The sequence below is a fragment of the Rhizobium sp. BK376 genome (assembly GCF_004341625.1).
In the GTDB taxonomy this organism is placed as follows: Bacteria; Pseudomonadota; Alphaproteobacteria; order Rhizobiales; family Rhizobiaceae; genus Rhizobium.
This window is the reverse complement of the sequence record NZ_SLZG01000029.1, coordinates 18095-34080: the sequence shown is the minus strand read 5'-3', so window position 1 is coordinate 34080 and position 15986 is coordinate 18095. Positions and strand designations below refer to the sequence as shown.

Below are 15986 nucleotides of genomic sequence, written 5' to 3'. Positions count from 1 at the left end.
CGGCTTGAGATGGCGCTACTGATTTTCCTGCGCGTCGTCGTAGGCCTTCTTGATCTGTTCGACGAACTGCTCCGCGGTCACACTACCCTGGAAGAGGCCGGTGTCTTTCTGATTGAGCACGTCATAGTAGCCGGGGACAGGCCAGTCAGGGTAGAAACCAAGGCCGCTCTTGTCAGAGATTTGCTTGAAAACCGCAGCGGCGTTCTTGCCGATGGGATTGGTGATCGCGGAAGGATCAGCGGCGATAGGAACACCGCCGGCATTGGCGAGTGCGGCCTGGTACTTCGGCGACAGGGTCAGGCTGATCCATTCGGCTGCAAGATCAGGATTCTTGCTCGCCTTGGGAACGACCCAGAGATTGCCCGTCGAACCGACCGAATATTTCGGCGTTGGAATGACGAACTGACCCCATTTGAAGTCCTTGATGGTCGAGGCGAAAGTGCCGAGATTCCATGTGCCCGAGACATACATCGGCGCCTTGCCGGAGGTGAAGAGCAGAGCCGCGTCCGGGTCCTTCATGCCCGTCGAGTCCTTGCTGATGTAGCCCTTGCTCACCCAGTCCACGAGTGTCTGAGCTGCATAGAGATAGGGCGCGCCGTCGAGCGGAGCCTTCAAACCCTGATAATTCTGGATCCACGCGTCATCGGCCTTGGTATAGGCGAGAGAGGCAAGCAAATGCTGGCCACTGGTGTCGATGGCGCCAAGCGCCAGAGGCGTGAGACCTTTCTGCTTGAAGGCTTCCATGGCCGCGACCCACTCTTCGAGCGTCGTCGGCGGCTTAAGGCCCGCTTTTTCGAACATGTCGATGTTGTAAAAGCACGACACATATTCGCCGTAGACAGGGATGCCCCAGACGGGGCCGGAGCCATAGATACCCTTTTCGTCATAGTGGCTGAGGACAAGATTGCCTTTATTCAGGATCTTGTCCCAGCCTTCCTTCTTCACATAGTCGTCCAGACTGGTCAGCAATCCCTGGCTTGCAACCAAGCCAGCCGTCGCATTGCCCTTGTTGTATTCGAGAACGTCGGGCGCCTGGTCGGAATTGAGGATCATGCCGCCGGACGCCTGCAACTGCTGAAAGGTCTTCTGCTCGAAGCTGACAGTGACATCCGGATGTTTTGTTTTGAACTCGTCGAGCGCCTCTTTCCAGACAATGCCCTGGGCCGTCGTCGGCTCCTCAAACCACCAGATCTTGAAGGTTTTCTGTTGGGCATGGGCGACGGTGGACATTAGCATCGAAACGCCGACGACCAACGCGAGTCTTGATATCGCTTTCATACTTTCCTCCCAAAAAGGCGGCCGCGCCGCAAAAAGCTTTAATGTTCGCGCGCCGCGCCGAGCCTCCTCGCCCGAACGCGGCACGATAGGTCACTCAATCCGGGTCGGCAACAAAATCCCCGCCCCGGGCATGCTTCAAATGGTTGAGTGCGTGGACTTGGCCGGTCATCTCAAGCGCATCGCGATAAACCGGATCATGCCAGCCTTCGATATCGATCGAACCGGACCAGCCGGCCATGCGAAGTTCGGAAATGACATCCGTCCAGTTGGTGTCGCCGAAGCCCGGCGTGCGCATAAGAACGAACTTTTCCTTGCCGAAGATGCCGTGCTCCTTGATGACGTCCCAACGGATCGTCGCGTCCTTGCCGTGGACGTGAAAAATCTTCGATGTCCATTTGCGGATCTGCGGCAGCGGATCGATCAGGTAGACCATCTGGTGGCAGGGTTCCCATTCGAGGCCGAGATTGTCGTCAGGCGTCTCGTTGAACATCAGTTCCCAGGCATCGGGATTGTGGGCGATGTTCCAATCGCCGGTCGCCCAGTTGCCGTCCATGGCGCAGTTTTCGAAGGCGATCCTGATGCCCTTGTCGGCAGCGCGCTTGGCAAGCTCGCTCCAGATCTGCTTGTAGCGCGGCAGGCTGTCGGTCAGCGGCTTGTTGCGCACGCGGCCGGTGAAGCCGGCAACGCAGGTCGCGCCGAAATGATGGGCGTTGTCGATGCAGTCCTTCCAGCCCTGCAGCGTCTGCAGGTCCATTGCGGTTTCTTCAAGCGGATTGCCGAACATGCCGAGCGTCGAAATGGTGATGTCGCGATTGCCGATGGCATCGACGCAACGCTTGCCGAGTTCGGCAAGGTTCTGGCCGTTGGTCGTCTGCCAGAAGAAGGGCTCGAAGCTTTCGAAGCCGAGGTCTGCGATCTTGGAGATGCGCGCGGCGGCATCTTCGCTGCTCGCCTTGACCATGGTGCCGATACGGATGGCTTTTGCGGGGTTTGTCATATCGTCTAGTCCCTATGCTGAAATCTCTATGCGCTTGCGGGTCTTGGCGCTTTCGATAGCGCCGAGCACCATGGCGAGGCTGCGAATATTGTCGCGGCTCTCCGTCTCCGGCCGCTTGCCGGTCCGGATCGCGTCGATAAAGGAGACAATGACGCTGGCATGACCATGGGTTTCCTGGTCATGCTCGGGGCCTGGAACCTCAATCGGCGTGAAACCGGGCAGCAGGCCGGGCTCGTTGCCGGCAACGGCTGCCTCGAAGGTTTCCTCGCCGTCCCAGGTCAACATGCCCTTGGATCCGGTGATGCGCCACTGGCTCTCCCAGCTCGTGCGCTTGCCTTCCGCACACCAGGAGCCGCGATAGGTGAAGACGACATCGTCGGCGAATTCGAAGATCGCGTCGGCGGAGGCACCATGCTTGTACCAGGAACCGACAGGGTTCTTTTCGACGCAATAGACGGCAAGCGGCGCCTTGTTGGCGACGAAACGGGCCGCATCAAAGGTGTGGATCGCCATGTCGAGCAGCAGGACATTGTCCATTTCCTCGCGGAAACCGCCAAAATGCGGACCAAGGAAGAAGTCGCAATGAATGCCGGTCAGCTCGCCGATAACACCACTTTCGACGAAGCGGCGCAGGCGGCGAATGCCTGAAATGAAACGGCGATTCTGGATGATGGCGTGAACCTTGCCGGCTTCCGCGGCAAGATCGATAAGGGCAGCGCCCTCGGCAAGCGAGGTCGCCATCGGCTTTTCGCTGAGCACATGGCAGCCGGCCTTCAGCGCCGTGGAGACGACAGTGTAGCGGGCCGCGGGAACGACGATATCGAAAACGAGATCAGCCTTGGTCGCGGCAATGACCTGGGCAAGGTCGGAGCCGATCACGGCGCCCTCGAGACCGAACTCCTTGGCGAGGGTTTCCGCCGTCGCCCGGTTCAGGTCGACCAGGCCGACAATAGCGATTGAACCTGCGAGATCAGGGTTGGACGCGATGGCTCGCAACCAACCTTTGGACATAGCTCCGCACCCGCACAGAATGGCACTAAATTTCACGATTTCCTCCTGAGGATGATGCCAACTCCTCGTGACATGCACCCCGTAAACGTTTACGATACTATGCGGAAAGAATTTCCTGTGTCAATGAGGAGAAGTAGGGAAATTGGAAAGCGGAGGAAAACGGGCGCCGATGAAGGGCATTCGCCAGCTTGCGGAGCATCTCGACATATCGATCGGCACCGTGTCGCGGGCGCTGAACGGCAAGCCTGATGTCAACGAGGAGACGCGCAGACGAGTCCTGGCGGCGGCCGAAGAATTGGGCTACGTCGCCAACCAGTCCGGCCGCAGCCTGCGGCAGGGCACGACAAACGTCATCGGCCTGATGATCGAATCCTCGAAGGAAACGGTAGAAAACAGCGACAACTTCTTTCTCGGCCTGACCGGCGGATTGCAGAGCGTGCTTGCCCGCCATCAGCTCGACCTCATCATGCTCCCCTGCCCCAGCGACGAGGATCCGCACGAATATCTGAAACGCATGGTCGCCCGTCGGGTCGTCGACGCGATGATTATCTCGGCCACACAGCGCACCGACAAACGTATCGATCTCTTGTCGAAGACGAAAATTCCCTTCGTCACGCTCGGGCGGAGTCTTTCCGGCAGCAACTATCCCTGGATCGACCTCGACTTTGATGGCGTCGCGAATTGCGCCGTCGATCGGCTCGTCGCTCAAGGCCATCGACGGATCGCGATTTCGGCTCCGTCAAATGACATCAACCTTGGCTTCATCTTCCTGGATGGCTACCGCAGCGCGCTTAAACGCCACGGCATTCCCTTTGACCCCTCCCTCGTGATCCGGGTCAAATCGAGCGAACAAGGCGGATACCAGGCAGGTCACGAGCTTCTGTTGCTGAAAGAGCGACCCACCGCCGTCATTCTCATCTATGAGCTTATGGCAATCGGCCTTTATCGCAGGCTGATGGAAGCCGGCGTCATTCCCGGTCGCGATCTCGCCGTCATCGGCTTTCGCGAAGAACCCCGCGCAAAGTTTCTCCAGCCGGCGCTGACCTGCTTTCGCATGTCGTTGCGCGATCTTGGCGTCGATCTTGCCGAAACCCTGCTCGCCGCGATGCCGGCCTACAGCCATTTCTATCCCGATGGCGCCCGCAGCAAGATCTGGCCGCTGGAACTCGTGCCCGGTGAAAGCGATGCCTTCCGCCTTTGAACGGCGATAGCGGCCTTATTCGGCGCGCAGCGGCGGCCCGAGGAATTCGACGGCCCAGCGTTTACCGAAATCATTCAACAACGCCCTGTCCGGGACGCCGTCGCGCATCACATCGCCGAGCTGCGTGAAGAATGCCGTCGCATCCAATCCGGGCAGGATCAGAATGAACTGCTGCGCCGGAGCGTCCGTCACATTGACGAAGGCATGCGCAGCGCCGCTAGGGGCCGTGACCACATCGCCTGCGTCAGCATAAAAGCGACGCCCATCGACTTCGAACAGATAGCGTCCGGTGAGCACGCGAAACACTTCCGTCTCGGCATGACGATGCAGAGGCGGCCCAAAGCCGGGAGCATTTGTCGTCTCGATGACGGTCAGCGCCGCATCGGATGCATCTGGCGGAAGTCTGACGCGAAGATCGAGGCCGATCGCAGGAATGTGCAAGGCATCCTCCTGCTTTGAATGCCAGGGGCTGAAAGCCATTGAAATCTCCCGATGATCGCTACTCAACGCCCGTTTTGCGCGGCGCGGGTTCCTTATGAACATATCAACACAGGGAAGGTCGCGACAAGACAGATAGGAGCTGTGCATCCGGGTCGATTGCCCATCCTCCATCAAGTGGCATATGTACAAGCCCTGAGCATTCGAAGTCTCCCGCCCGCCGAACCTCTCAAGCGGACTGGAAAATACCCAAATTCCCCTGCCTCGCGCGACAGGGTTCAACAGTTGGATGAGCTGACATGATTGATTTAAGGGATGTGAGAATCGGCGTTATCGGCCTCGGCTATGTGGGTCTGCCGCTGGCCGTCTACGTGGCGCGCTATTTCCCTGTCGTGGGTTTCGACATCAACACCCAGCGAATCCTCGAATTGAAGAGCGGCGACGACCGGACCCGGGAAGTGACCGGCGAGGAATTTGCCGCGGCTGAAAAGCTGACCTTCTCCGCCGATATCGAAGACCTCAGATCCTGCAATTTCTACATCGTGACGGTTCCAACCCCGATCAACAATGCCTTGCAGCCCGATCTGACGGCGCTGCACAAGGCGTCGGCGACGGTTGGAAAGGTCATCGGCCGCGGCGACATCGTCGTTTACGAATCGACCGTTTATCCCGGGGCGACGGAAGAGGTCTGCGTCCCCATCATCGAAGGCGCCTCGGGTTTGGTCTTCAACCGGGATTTCTTTGCCGGCTATTCTCCGGAGCGGATCAATCCCGGCGACGCCAACCACAGGCTCCCAAATATCATGAAGGTGACTTCAGGCTCGACGCCTGAGGCAGCCGAGCTGATAGATGCCGTCTATGCCACGGTCATATCCGCCGGAACGCATAGGGCGAGCTCCATTCGCGTTGCCGAGGCTGCGAAAGTCATCGAAAATATCCAGCGGGACGTCAATATCGCCCTCGTCAACGAGCTTGCGCAGCTCTTCAAAGAGATGGGCATCGAGAGCCGTGAAGTGCTCGCCGCCGCAGGCACGAAATGGAATTTCCATCGCTATTCGCCGGGCCTTGTCGGGGGACACTGCATTGGCGTCGATCCCTACTACCTGACGCACAAGGCCCAGACGATCGGCTTTCACCCGGAGATGATCCTCGCCGGACGTCGCATTAACGACCACATGGCACAATGGGTGGCCTTCGACATCATCAAGCTCATGCTCTCGCGCAAGCTGGAAGTCGGGAAGTCCCGCATCCTTGTCATGGGCTTCACCTTCAAGGAGAACTGCCCTGACATCCGCAACACCAAGGTCGCCGACCTGGTGCGCGAGCTTGCGCATATGGCGAATGAAGTCGTCGTGTACGATCCGTTCGCAGACCCCCACGAAGTCGAAGCCGAGTATGGCATCAGGATCGAGAACGAGTTGCCGGCGGGTGAATTTGAAGCCGTGGCACTTGCAGTTCGCCACGACGTGATCTCCGAGATGGGCGAAGAGAACATCCGGTCCTTCCTCGTCCCTGACGGCGTCATCTACGATCTGAAGGCAATTCTTCCGGTCGAGGACAGCGATGCGCGCCTTTAGCGCGCAAAGCCGCCGTAAGTCGCCCCGGTCACTCCAGGGTAGAGCGCTATTGCCACGTCGTTCATCGTCTTATAATAAAACTTGATTTTCTGAAGAAGGTTTAAGCCGCGATCGATGCGGCGGGACGAAGACGACATGACTTTTCAGCCGAGGATGCAAAACAAGATCGAGGGGTTTTCCGTTATCGGAGGGCTTCACCGCAGAGAGTGGAACGGCATCGTTGCGGATGTCTGGAACGTCAATTGCGCCTCCTATGCCGGCGGCTACTATGTCGCCAACGATCCGCGCCTGTTCATCCTGCTCGATTCCCGCGGCGCAGGACGCAGCAGCGTGAAACTGTCGCCGCGCTCCAAGGGCATGATCCAGGACCGCGAACGGCAGAGGATTTCGTATATTCCGGCGGGAACGGAAGTCTGGGCGGATCTTGTCGACATCGATTTCGTCCGCCATCTCGACATTCACTTCGATGTCGAAACCATCCGTCGGCGGCTGATGGACGATATTGATCCGGCCCGCCTGAACAGCCCGAAGCTGCTGTTTTCCGATCCCCGTTTCTTTGCGCTTGCCGAACTGATCGCAACCGAGTGCGAAAACCCGCAGCCGCTGCATGACCTCTATGGCGACGGTCTCTGCCTGTCGCTGCTCATCGATATTCTTGGCCTGCTGCAATCGGCGCCACGCAAGCGCAGCAAGCTTGCTTCCTGGCAATTGCGGCGCGCCACCGATTTCATCGAGGAAAACTGCATGCGCAGCATTCGCCTCGAGGAACTGGCGTCGCTGACCGGGCTCTCGCAATCGCATTTCAGCCATGCCTTCAAGGCCTCCACCGGCTTGCCACCGCATCAATGGCAGATGCGGGCGCGGCTGGAACGGGCCAAGCAATTGCTTCTGAACGACAACACGCCGTTGACGGTCATAGCGGCGGAAACCGGATTTGCCGATCAGGCGCATTTTACGCGGGTCTTTCGCAAAAATGTCGGGATCACCCCGGCCAGCTGGAAAAAGAGCCAGGTGGCATGAGTGCAACAGTTTTGGAGCAATTGCCGAGGTCACCGACAATTGCCCAAAAACATTCAAAACGCCCCGATCGAGACAAGCCCTAATCTTAAATATGAGTTAAACGCTCACCTTATTGAATTACTGATCGCTGCGCTCCTCTGAGAAGCGTGGCGACGAGCGTTGGGGTGACTTTGGAAATGCAGAATCGGAACGGTAGAGCATCGATACGGATCGCTCTGGAAGCGGGCGTGGCCATCGCCGCATTGATCTTCGCGGCACCTGTCATGGCGCAGGAGCAACCGACGCAATTGAAGCCGCTGATTGTTCAGGGCAGCCAGGGCGGAAAGGCAGGCCAGACAACCGATGCCACCGTCGAAAAGGACGGCACGGCGCCGGTCAGGGGCTACGTCGCCAAGAAGACCACGGCGGGATCGAAGGCGGACATCGCCGTGAAAGACCTGCCGCAATCCGTCTCCATCATCGGCCGTGACGAAATGGAAGACCGCGGCATCACCAACAAGGTCGACGAAACCCTGCGCTATACGCCGGGCGTCTTCACGCAGCCCTTCGGCGACGACGGCGACACCGACTGGTTCTACATTCGCGGCTTCGACGCAACGCAGAACGGCGTCTTTCTCGACGGCTTGACGCTTCACAGCTACGCCTTCGGTGGCTTCCAGATAGACCCTTTCGCGCTCGAGCGCGTCGAGGCTCTGAAGGGACCCTCCTCCGTCACCTATGGCGGTTCCAACCCCGGCGGCCTGATCAACATGGTCCGCAAGCAGCCGACGGACGAGCCCTCCTACTATACCGAGATCGGCATCAACAATATCGGCAACGCCTTTGCCGGCTTCGACTTTTCCGGCAAGCTCAGCGCCGACGGCGTCTATAGCTATCGCCTGACCGGCAAGATCGCCGGAGGTGACACTTACAGCGACTACACGCACGATTTGCGCGGCTTCATCATGCCGCAGCTGACGATCTCGCCGGACGATTCCACCAAGCTGACCGTCTATAGCTATGTCAGCGGTCTCGACGAAATCCACAGCGGCAACGGCTTCTTCCCCTATGTCGGCACCGTTGTCGCCGCGCCGTTCGGCAAGATCGACCGCAAGGCCTTCTATGGCGAGCCCGATGACGACAAGCTCAGATACAACCAGCAGCTCTACGGCTATTCCTTTAGCCACGATTTCGACAATGGCTGGACCTTTACGTCGGATACGCGATACGGCCACCTGAACAAGAGCGAGCACGGGCCATATCTGAACGGATATACCAACGGCGATCCTCTCGACCCGTCCTATAGCGACCCCGACTTCCTGATGAACCGCATCGGCTTCTACGAGCGTTCGGTAGTCGATACGCTGTCGACCGACAACCGCCTGCAGACGGATTTCGATACAGGCCCGGTCAGCCACAACTTCATGGTCGGGGCCGACTATTCGCTCTACCGGCTGGATGAAATCCAGGCCGTTCCGCAATGGCCTGCTGCCGATACCCCGATCAGCGCGACGCATCCGGTCTACGGCCTGCCGCAGCCGCCAAACGTTCCCTATCTCAACCAGGTCATTACCCAGCAGCAGCTCGGCATCTACGCTCAGGATCAGATGCGCTTCGGCGACGGATGGCTGGTGACCCTCAACGGCCGCTACGACTTTGTCAACACCGACATGGATTCCAAGCTTAGCGGCGTCTCCGGTTACGACTACAACGACCATGCCGCCAGCGGGCGTGCGGGCCTTGCTTACGACTTCGGCAACGGCGTTACGCCCTATGTCAGCGTCAGCACCTTCTTCCTGCCGCTCGTCGGTAACTCCGAAAGCGGCGCACCGCTCGTGCCTGAAAAGGGCCAGCAATATGAAGCCGGCATCAAGTATGAGCCGACCTTCATCGACGGCCTCTTCACCGCCTCGATCTTCCAGATCGACCGCAAGAACGTCGCCCTGACCGACCCTGCCACCTTCCTGCAACGCCAGCTCGGAGAGGTACGTTCGCGCGGTGTCGAGTTGGAAGGCAAGGTCAATCTCGACGACAACTGGAAGATGCTCAGCTCCTATTCCTATACGGATCTGACGGTGACCGAGGACCAGGACTCGTCCATCGTCGGCAACTCGCCCTACCTCGTGCCCAACTCGACCGCTTCGCTATGGCTGCAATATGCGGTCAACGACGGTCCGCTTGAAGGCCTGAGCGTCGGCGGCGGTGTTCGCTACCAGGGCAAGTCCTGGGCGGACCAGGCCAATACGCTGCGCGTTCCTTCCGCCACTCTCTTCGATGCCGGCATCAAATACGAGAAGAAGGGCTGGGGCGCTTCGCTCAACGTCTCGAACATTTTCGACAAGGAATATGTCTCGGGTTGCCAGACCGCCAACGATTGCGCCTACGGCGAGGCGCGCATGATCACCTTCAAGCTCAGCACGAAATGGTAAGTTGAGAAAAAAGGTATACTTTCAATTTCGACTGTGACAAAGGATGGGAGAGGCCGCTGCCTCTCCCATCCGCAATCAAAGGCAGACTGAAGCAGTGTCCTCCAATCTTATCGAACTGACCGGCATCGGCTATCTCGCCGGCACGAAGCGCATCCTCTCCGGGATCGATCTCAAGCTCGAGGCTGGCAGGATATACGGACTGGTCGGGCCGAACGGCTCCGGCAAGAGCACGCTTCTGAAGATCATTGCCCGGCAAATTGTGCCGACGGAGGGCAGCATTACGCTCAACTCCAAGCCGCTCGCCGCCTGGGCCAACAGGGAATTTGCTAGAAACATCGCCTATATGCCGCAGTTCACTCCGGCGACAGACGGGATGACGGTTCGCGAACTGGTGGCGCTGGGGCGCTTCCCCTGGCACGGCACGCTTGGCCGCTTCAGCAGCGCCGACAAGGCGGCAGTCGCCGAGGCGATCGAACGCACGGAACTCCTCGATTTTGCCGATCGCAGCGTCGCCAACATGTCGGGCGGCGAACGGCAGCGCGCCTGGATCGCCATGATGCTGGCGCAGGATGCCCGCTGCCTGCTGCTGGACGAGCCGACCTCCGCACTCGATCTCGCCCATCAGGCCTCGGTTCTGTCGCTTGTCCATTCGCTGAGCCAGGAGCGCGGGCTGATGATCGTCATCGTTCTTCACGACGTCAACCTGGCGGCGCGCTACTGCGACCACATCATCGCGCTGAACCGCGGCACGATCACGGCCGAGGGAGAGCCGGATGCGATCATGACCGCGGACAAACTTCGCGAGATCTTCGGCGTCGGCATGGGCGTCTTCCCGCATCCGGTTCGCAACGAGCCAGTGAGCTACCTGCTGTGATGTCTTTGATCGACAGGCCCCTCTCCCGCCGGCGATTTCTGGCTCTGGCGTCCACGCTTGCGGTATCCGGTGCGTTCGAGGCGAAAGCGGCCGACGCCAATCTCCGCGTTGCAACCTTCGATTGGGCGATCCTCGAAACTTTGCTGGCACTCGGTGCCAATCTCGTTGCCGGCACCGAACTGCTGCAGTTCCGCGATGTCGCCGTCACGCCTGCCGTCCCTTCATCCGTTGCAGATCTCGGCCTGCGCGGCACGCCGAATTTCGAGGCCCTGCGCGATGCGAGGCTGGATCTGGTCTTCAATTCGAGCTTTTACGCCTGGGCAGATGATCGCATCCGCCTTATCGCGCCTGTCGAGAGCCACAGCATCTACATTGCCGGCAAGAGCCCCTATGAGCTTGCGGAACAGATGACCCTGGCGATCGGCGACAGGCTCGGTCTTGCATCCGGCCGAGCATTGGTCGACGGTCTCAGCGATAAGCTGACAGTCTATCGGAGCCGGTTCGCAAAAGGCGATCACCGCCCGATCCTGCCGATCAATCTTGGTGATGCGCGTCATTTCCGGGCCTTCGGCTCCGACAGCATGTTTGGCGAAGTGTTTGCGCGCACGGGGCTGACCAACGCGTGGCCTGATCTCACCAGCTATTCGGCAACCGCGCCTGTCGGCATCGAGCGGCTGGCGAGCATGACTGACGCCTGGATCGTCCTCATTCCGCCGCATCCGGCCGATGCCTATGCCGAACTGCAGGCAAGCGCCTTCTGGAACGCTCTGCCGCCTGTTCGTGACGGACGGGTGCTGGTGCTCGGCTCGATCAATCCCTATGGCGCGCTGCCGGCCGCAATGCGCTTTGCCGATCTGCTTGCGGAGGGGCTGAGCCATGGATGGAACAGTTAGCCGGCTCCGCGTCCCCGCCGGATCTTCGCTGATACCGGCAGGGCTTGCGCTTCTGACGCTATGCGTCCTTGCCCTCGGCGCTACCATCGCCCTGCGTCCGCAATTACCCGGCGGCGGCACTGACATCGCGACACTCGACAACATTCTGCTCTGGGACAGCCTTCTGCCCCGCGGGGCAATCGCGCTGATCGCCGGCGGCGCGATTGGCCTATCAGGCGTGCTGCTACAACGGGTCTTGCGCAATCCGATCGCCGACGCCTCGACACTCGGCATTGCCGCAGGCGCGCAATTGGCGCTCACGGTTTCGATCGGTTTCTTTCCTGTTCTGCTCGGTTTCTCGCGCGAACTCGTGGCCTTCGCCGGTGGGCTGATCGTTCTCGGGCTCGTCATCGCATTGAGCTGGCGCCGCGGGCTCGAGCCGATCACGGTCGCCCTATCGGGCATGGTGATGACCCTCATCGCAGCCGCATTGAGCGTAACCATTGTCCTCGCGCGCGGCGAATACGCCATGTCGATCTACATCTGGGGCGCCGGCGCCCTCAACCAGCAGAGCTGGAGCGGCGTCATCGCGCTCGCCCCGCAGCTTGCGATCGGGCTCGCTGCCGCCGGCCTGCTACTGAGGCCACTCGCTATCATGGGGCTCGACGACGGAGGCGCGAGGAGCCTGGGTGTTGCCCTGCACTCTACCCGCTTTGCGATCCTGGCGCTTGCCGTCTGGCTTTCTGCCGCAGTCACCGCCGAAGTCGGCATCATCGGCTTCCTCGGATTTGCGGCACCGACAATTGCCCGGCTCGCCGGCGCGCGACGCACAGGGCAATTGCTGATCGCCGCGCCAGTCACCGGCGCTGGATTGTTGCTGCTCACAGATTGCGCCGTTCAGCTGCTGTCTCCCGGCTTTGTCGATCTTGCCCCGGCCGGCGCTGCGACAGCGCTGCTCGGCGGTCCGCTGTTGATCTTCTTATTGCCGCGATTGCATTCGGCGATGGCTGTGCAAAATCCATCTGCACCCTACCGGCGGAGACCTTTGCGATCCCCGGGGCGAATCCTCGTCCTCATGCTTCTCGCGGCATTTGCCCTCTTCCTCCTGTCGCTTGCAGTGGGCCGCACGTCGGCTGGGTGGCAGATCGCCATGGGGCAGCCGCTGACCGACCTCCTGCCGTTCCGCCTGCCCCGCACGGTGGTTGCGGCCGCTGCCGGCGCGATGCTGGCGGCCGCGGGCTTCCTCCTGCAGCGACTGACGGGTAATCCGCTCGCCAGCCCCGAGGTCCTGGGCGTCAGCTCAGGCGGTGGTGTTGGATTGACGGCCGCGCTGTTTCTGTTTGCCTTTCCTTCCCCGACGATCATGCTGATCGCCATGGCGCTCGGGGCGCTTGTCGCCATTCTCGTAATCCTGGCGATCAGCGCCCGCAGCGGCTTCGGACCGGAGCGGCTGCTGATGGCGGGCGTCGCGATCGGGGCGCTATCGATGGCGACAGTCACGATCGTACTCTCCCGAGGCGACATGCGCGGCTATATCCTGCTCACCTGGATGTCCGGCTCAACCGATCGCGTCGGCCGTTACGAGGCCTGGACCGCAGCAGTTGCCGCGCTGGTGTTGATCGCACCGCTTCCCATCCTGAGCCGCTGGCTTTCCATCCTGCCGCTCGGTGGCTCCGCCGCCGGCGCCGTTGGGCTTGGTGTCACAAGCAGCCGCCTCGTGCTCGCTATTCTCGCCGCGCTGCTCACCGCGATCCCGTCATTCCTCATCGGGCCGCTCAGCCTGACGGGACTGATCGCGCCGCATCTGGCGCGCCTCATCGGCTTTCACCGCCCGCAGCATCAGCTGGCTGCCAGCCTGCTTCTCGGCGGCATCCTGCTTGTTATCGCCGACTGGTTGTCGCGTGTGGCGATCTACCCCTACCAAATTCCGGTCGGCCTGTTTGCCGCACTGATCGGCGGGCCGTACCTCATCTGGCACCTCACACGCAAGGAGACGTCGCAATGACCATCGGATTTACTGCATCCGGCTTCGCAACCCATCCGAATTGCGAGCGCGTGCTGGACCATATCTGCGGCCGCCTCGGCGACCACGTGACGGTGACGAAATCGACGACCGGCGCCCAGCTGGAAACGGCGATCGGCTCCATCAACATGGCGATCTCGTCCGGCCGGATCTTTGTCGACATCCGATGCCCGACCGCAGCTATGCTCTTTACCATCAGGAGCATGATGGCGGAGCAGTTGTATAGTGCCGCCGACGAGGAGCCTCTCGAACTCCACTGGGCGGATGGCCCGCAGGCCTCCCGCATCCCTGACTTCCGCGAGGTCGCGGTCGTCGGGGCGCGCATGATCACGCCGCATATGCGCCGCGTCACCGTCGCGACACATGACGCGCAGCATTTCAGCGATGGTGGCCTGCATGTTCGCCTGCTCATCCCGCCGACGGGTCGCGAACCGGTCTGGCCTCATACCGAACCGGATGGCCGCATCCACTGGCCGAAGGGCGAGGATGCGCTCACCATTCGCGCCTACACGATCCGCAACATCGATCTCGTCCGCGGCCATCTCGAAATCGATTTCGTCATCCATGAAGGCGACAACGTGCCCGGGGCATCCTGGGCCCTGAATGCCAGGGCAGGCGACCGGGTGGGGCTCATGGGGCCTGGCGGTGGCGGCGCTCCCGACGCGCAAGACATCTTCCTTGCAGGCGACGAAACAGCGCTTCCCGCCATCGCCCGCATCATGGCCGCGGCCCCCTCAACCGCCAATCTCCGGATACTCGTTGAGGTCGAGGATCAGGCCGAGGAGCAGGAACTCGCCTGCAGGGCGAAATATGCCGTGACATGGGTTCACCGGAACGGCCGCCCGGCGGGCACGACGGGGTCCTTGCGAACGCCGTCAGACAGATCGTCCGTAGCGCCGATGCGCCCGGCTATGTCTGGGCCGCCTGCGAACAATCGGAAGCGCGCTCCATCCGCAATTTCATGCGCAACGAAAGCGGCTATGACCGCAACAGCTTCAGCATTGCCGCCTATTGGCAACGTGACCCAAGCTAAAAATGCCAGCGCTGAGAAAGCGCCGGCCGGGAACCCTTCGTCCCTTTTTAATTTCTGCCTCTGCTGCTATTCGTCTGTGACAGAGAAGGACCGGGGATCAGATCGATGAACGACAACGTCATCAAATTTCAGAAGCGAAAGCCGCCGAGGAAGCAGCGCCCGCTGATGCGCAAGATGATCATCATCGTGACAGTCATTGCCGTTTTTGCCCTCGCGTGGCTCTATTTCAAGCTGGTCGGCTGACCGGCCCTGCGCTTGGCGCGTTCGTGGAAGATCGAACCGATGAAATCCAGGCTCGTGCGGGCTGCAAGCAGCGCGGTGACGCCTGAGGGATCATAGGGCGGCGACACCTCGACAAAATCGACGCCGACGACATCGAAGCGCGTGGCAACCTCCCGAAGCAGGTCCTTGGCCTCGTAATAGGTGAAGCCGCCGTGACTGATCGTTGCGGTACCCGGCGCGATCGACGGATCGAAGCTGTCGATGTCGATCGAGACATAGACGCGTTCACCATCCGGGATGTGAGCCAAGGCGGCCTTTGCGCCAATCGAGCGGAATTTGCGTAACGGTACGATGTTGGTGCCGTAGGCCTTCGCAGCCTCGTAGTCCTTCTTGCTGACGGAGGCCATATTGTGTGGCCCGAGCGTGGTGATGCCCTTCACATGCGCCATTTCGGACGCGCGGCGCATCGGGCTGCCATGACCCCAGCTGATCCCATTGCGCTCGTCGATGAAGTCGAAATGGGCATCTAGATGAACAATATGAATCGGCTTCTCGTTCGAATAGGCCGCGACCGTCGCCATTGTGATGGCGTGATCCCCACCCAGGATGTAGGGCATTACCTTGGCGTCAAGCAAGGCGCGAACGGCCTGTTCGGCATTGGCAAGGCTGCGTTTGGTATCGGCATAGATCACGTCGCTGTCGCCGGCGTCGACGATCTTCACCTCCTCGGCCGTGAGATAGGTGACCTCGTCCTCGAAATCGAAAACACCTTCCTTGCCGAAGCCATGAAACATCGAGACTTCGCGGATGGAGCGAGGCCCGAAGCGCGTGCCGACACGGTAGCTTGAGGCCGTGTCGATCGGAATGCCGAGGATGGCGACATCTGCGCCATCCAGCTTGTCCCAATCCTCGCAGGCGGGCTGGCCGGCGAAAGTGGCAAGACCGACGAAAGGGAGATCCATGCGATCAGGCGTGTTGCGGCTTTTCGGGGTGTTCGACATCAGAGTTTCCTTTCCGGCGCGGGGCCTTGGC

At 60.6% G+C, this 15986-nt stretch carries 14 protein-coding genes and 1 pseudogene; 10 read left to right on the top strand and 5 right to left on the bottom strand.

The features are described 5' to 3' along the window. Positions 1 to 15 precede the first annotated feature (15 nt). The 3 genes from EV561_RS32125 to EV561_RS32115 all read right to left on the bottom strand — a co-directional run bounded on the left by EV561_RS32125 (position 16) and on the right by EV561_RS32115 (position 3322). Positions 16 to 1278, bottom strand: coding sequence for an extracellular solute-binding protein (locus tag EV561_RS32125; RefSeq protein ID WP_132527963.1), 1263 nt, complete (start codon positions 1276 to 1278; stop codon positions 16 to 18). A gap of 94 nt (positions 1279 to 1372) precedes the next feature. Next, positions 1373 to 2275 (bottom strand): sugar phosphate isomerase/epimerase, encoded by a 903-nt coding sequence (locus EV561_RS32120; protein WP_132527962.1) that lies wholly within the window; start codon positions 2273 to 2275, stop codon positions 1373 to 1375. Positions 2276 to 2287: 12 nt separating this feature from the next. Next, the gene (locus tag EV561_RS32115) at positions 2288 to 3322 is read right to left on the bottom strand and encodes a Gfo/Idh/MocA family oxidoreductase (RefSeq protein ID WP_132527961.1); all 1035 of its coding nucleotides are present in this window, start codon (positions 3320 to 3322) and stop codon (positions 2288 to 2290) included. Positions 3323 to 3455: 133 nt separating this feature from the next. Here EV561_RS32115 and EV561_RS32110 point away from each other — a divergent pair, with 133 nt between their 5' ends. Then, positions 3456 to 4487 carry a LacI family DNA-binding transcriptional regulator gene (locus EV561_RS32110; protein ID WP_132527960.1) on the top strand — a complete coding sequence of 344 codons (1032 nt, stop codon included), beginning with the start codon at positions 3456 to 3458 and terminating at the stop codon, positions 4485 to 4487. Between the two features lie 15 nt (positions 4488 to 4502). On the opposite strand, the gene EV561_RS32105 is transcribed toward EV561_RS32110, so the two are convergent. Beyond that, complete coding sequence (locus EV561_RS32105; RefSeq protein ID WP_132527959.1) at positions 4503 to 4967, bottom strand: cupin domain-containing protein; 465 nt, start codon at positions 4965 to 4967, stop codon at positions 4503 to 4505. A 257-nt stretch (positions 4968 to 5224) separates the two neighbouring features. On the opposite strand from EV561_RS32105, the gene EV561_RS32100 reads away from it, so the two are divergent. The 9 genes and pseudogenes from EV561_RS32100 (at position 5225) to EV561_RS37415 (ending at position 14975) form a co-directional block, all read left to right on the top strand. Continuing rightward, entirely contained in the window at positions 5225 to 6502 is a 1278-nt protein-coding gene (locus tag EV561_RS32100) for a nucleotide sugar dehydrogenase (protein ID WP_132527958.1), read from the top strand. 135 nt (positions 6503 to 6637) lie between these two features. Next, positions 6638 to 7522, top strand: coding sequence for an AraC family transcriptional regulator (locus EV561_RS32095; protein WP_132527957.1), 885 nt, complete (start codon positions 6638 to 6640; stop codon positions 7520 to 7522). A 176-nt stretch (positions 7523 to 7698) separates the two neighbouring features. Further along, positions 7699 to 9930 (top strand): TonB-dependent siderophore receptor, encoded by a 2232-nt coding sequence (locus tag EV561_RS32090; protein ID WP_132527956.1) that lies wholly within the window; start codon positions 7699 to 7701, stop codon positions 9928 to 9930. Positions 9931 to 10024: 94 nt separating this feature from the next. After that, on the top strand, positions 10025 to 10804 hold the full coding sequence (locus EV561_RS32085; protein WP_132527955.1) for an ATP-binding cassette domain-containing protein: 780 nt from the start codon (positions 10025 to 10027) through the stop codon (positions 10802 to 10804). Beyond that, a complete protein-coding gene (locus EV561_RS32080; protein WP_132527954.1) occupies positions 10804 to 11697 on the top strand; it encodes an ABC transporter substrate-binding protein in 894 nt (297 codons plus the stop codon). Before EV561_RS32085 ends, EV561_RS32080 begins: the two co-directional genes overlap by 1 nt. Continuing rightward, entirely contained in the window at positions 11681 to 13681 is a 2001-nt protein-coding gene (gene fhuB / locus EV561_RS32075; protein WP_132527953.1) for a Fe(3+)-hydroxamate ABC transporter permease FhuB, read from the top strand. Before EV561_RS32080 ends, fhuB begins: the two co-directional genes overlap by 17 nt. Continuing rightward, a pseudogene (locus EV561_RS32070) lies at positions 13678 to 14496 on the top strand (siderophore-interacting protein); the annotation flags it as partial. The gene fhuB and the pseudogene EV561_RS32070, both read left to right, overlap by 4 nt. Before the next feature lie 23 nt (positions 14497 to 14519). After that, on the top strand, positions 14520 to 14732 hold the full coding sequence (locus EV561_RS38135; RefSeq protein WP_245513132.1) for an SIP domain-containing protein: 213 nt from the start codon (positions 14520 to 14522) through the stop codon (positions 14730 to 14732). Between the two features lie 105 nt (positions 14733 to 14837). Beyond that, positions 14838 to 14975 (top strand): hypothetical protein, encoded by a 138-nt coding sequence (locus EV561_RS37415; RefSeq protein ID WP_165927995.1) that lies wholly within the window; start codon positions 14838 to 14840, stop codon positions 14973 to 14975. Here EV561_RS37415 and EV561_RS32065 read toward each other — a convergent pair. Next, on the bottom strand, positions 14954 to 15955 hold the full coding sequence (locus EV561_RS32065) for an agmatinase (RefSeq protein WP_132527952.1): 1002 nt from the start codon (positions 15953 to 15955) through the stop codon (positions 14954 to 14956). The two genes, EV561_RS37415 and EV561_RS32065, sit on opposite strands and share 22 nt — an antisense overlap. Between the last annotated feature and the right edge of the window lie 31 nt (positions 15956 to 15986).

Bases quoted from the DNA above. Each gene is read 5' to 3' on its own strand.
- fhuB (WP_132527953.1), top strand. From the start codon at position 11,681: ATGGATGGAACAGTTAGCCGGCTCCGCGTCCCCGCCGGATCTTCGCTG.
- EV561_RS32080 (WP_132527954.1), top strand. From the start codon at position 10,804: ATGTCTTTGATCGACAGGCCCCTCTCCCGCCGGCGATTTCTGGCTCTG.
- EV561_RS32100 (WP_132527958.1), top strand. From the start codon at position 5,225: ATGATTGATTTAAGGGATGTGAGAATCGGCGTTATCGGCCTCGGCTAT.
- EV561_RS32095 (WP_132527957.1), top strand. From the start codon at position 6,638: ATGACTTTTCAGCCGAGGATGCAAAACAAGATCGAGGGGTTTTCCGTT.
- EV561_RS38135 (WP_245513132.1), top strand. From the start codon at position 14,520: ATGGGTTCACCGGAACGGCCGCCCGGCGGGCACGACGGGGTCCTTGCG.
- EV561_RS37415 (WP_165927995.1), top strand. From the start codon at position 14,838: ATGAACGACAACGTCATCAAATTTCAGAAGCGAAAGCCGCCGAGGAAG.
- EV561_RS32110 (WP_132527960.1), top strand. From the start codon at position 3,456: ATGAAGGGCATTCGCCAGCTTGCGGAGCATCTCGACATATCGATCGGC.
- EV561_RS32120 (WP_132527962.1), bottom strand. From the start codon at position 2,275: ATGACAAACCCCGCAAAAGCCATCCGTATCGGCACCATGGTCAAGGCG.
- EV561_RS32065 (WP_132527952.1), bottom strand. From the start codon at position 15,955: ATGTCGAACACCCCGAAAAGCCGCAACACGCCTGATCGCATGGATCTC.
- EV561_RS32105 (WP_132527959.1), bottom strand. From the start codon at position 4,967: ATGGCTTTCAGCCCCTGGCATTCAAAGCAGGAGGATGCCTTGCACATT.
- EV561_RS32090 (WP_132527956.1), top strand. From the start codon at position 7,699: ATGCAGAATCGGAACGGTAGAGCATCGATACGGATCGCTCTGGAAGCG.
- EV561_RS32125 (WP_132527963.1), bottom strand. From the start codon at position 1,278: ATGAAAGCGATATCAAGACTCGCGTTGGTCGTCGGCGTTTCGATGCTA.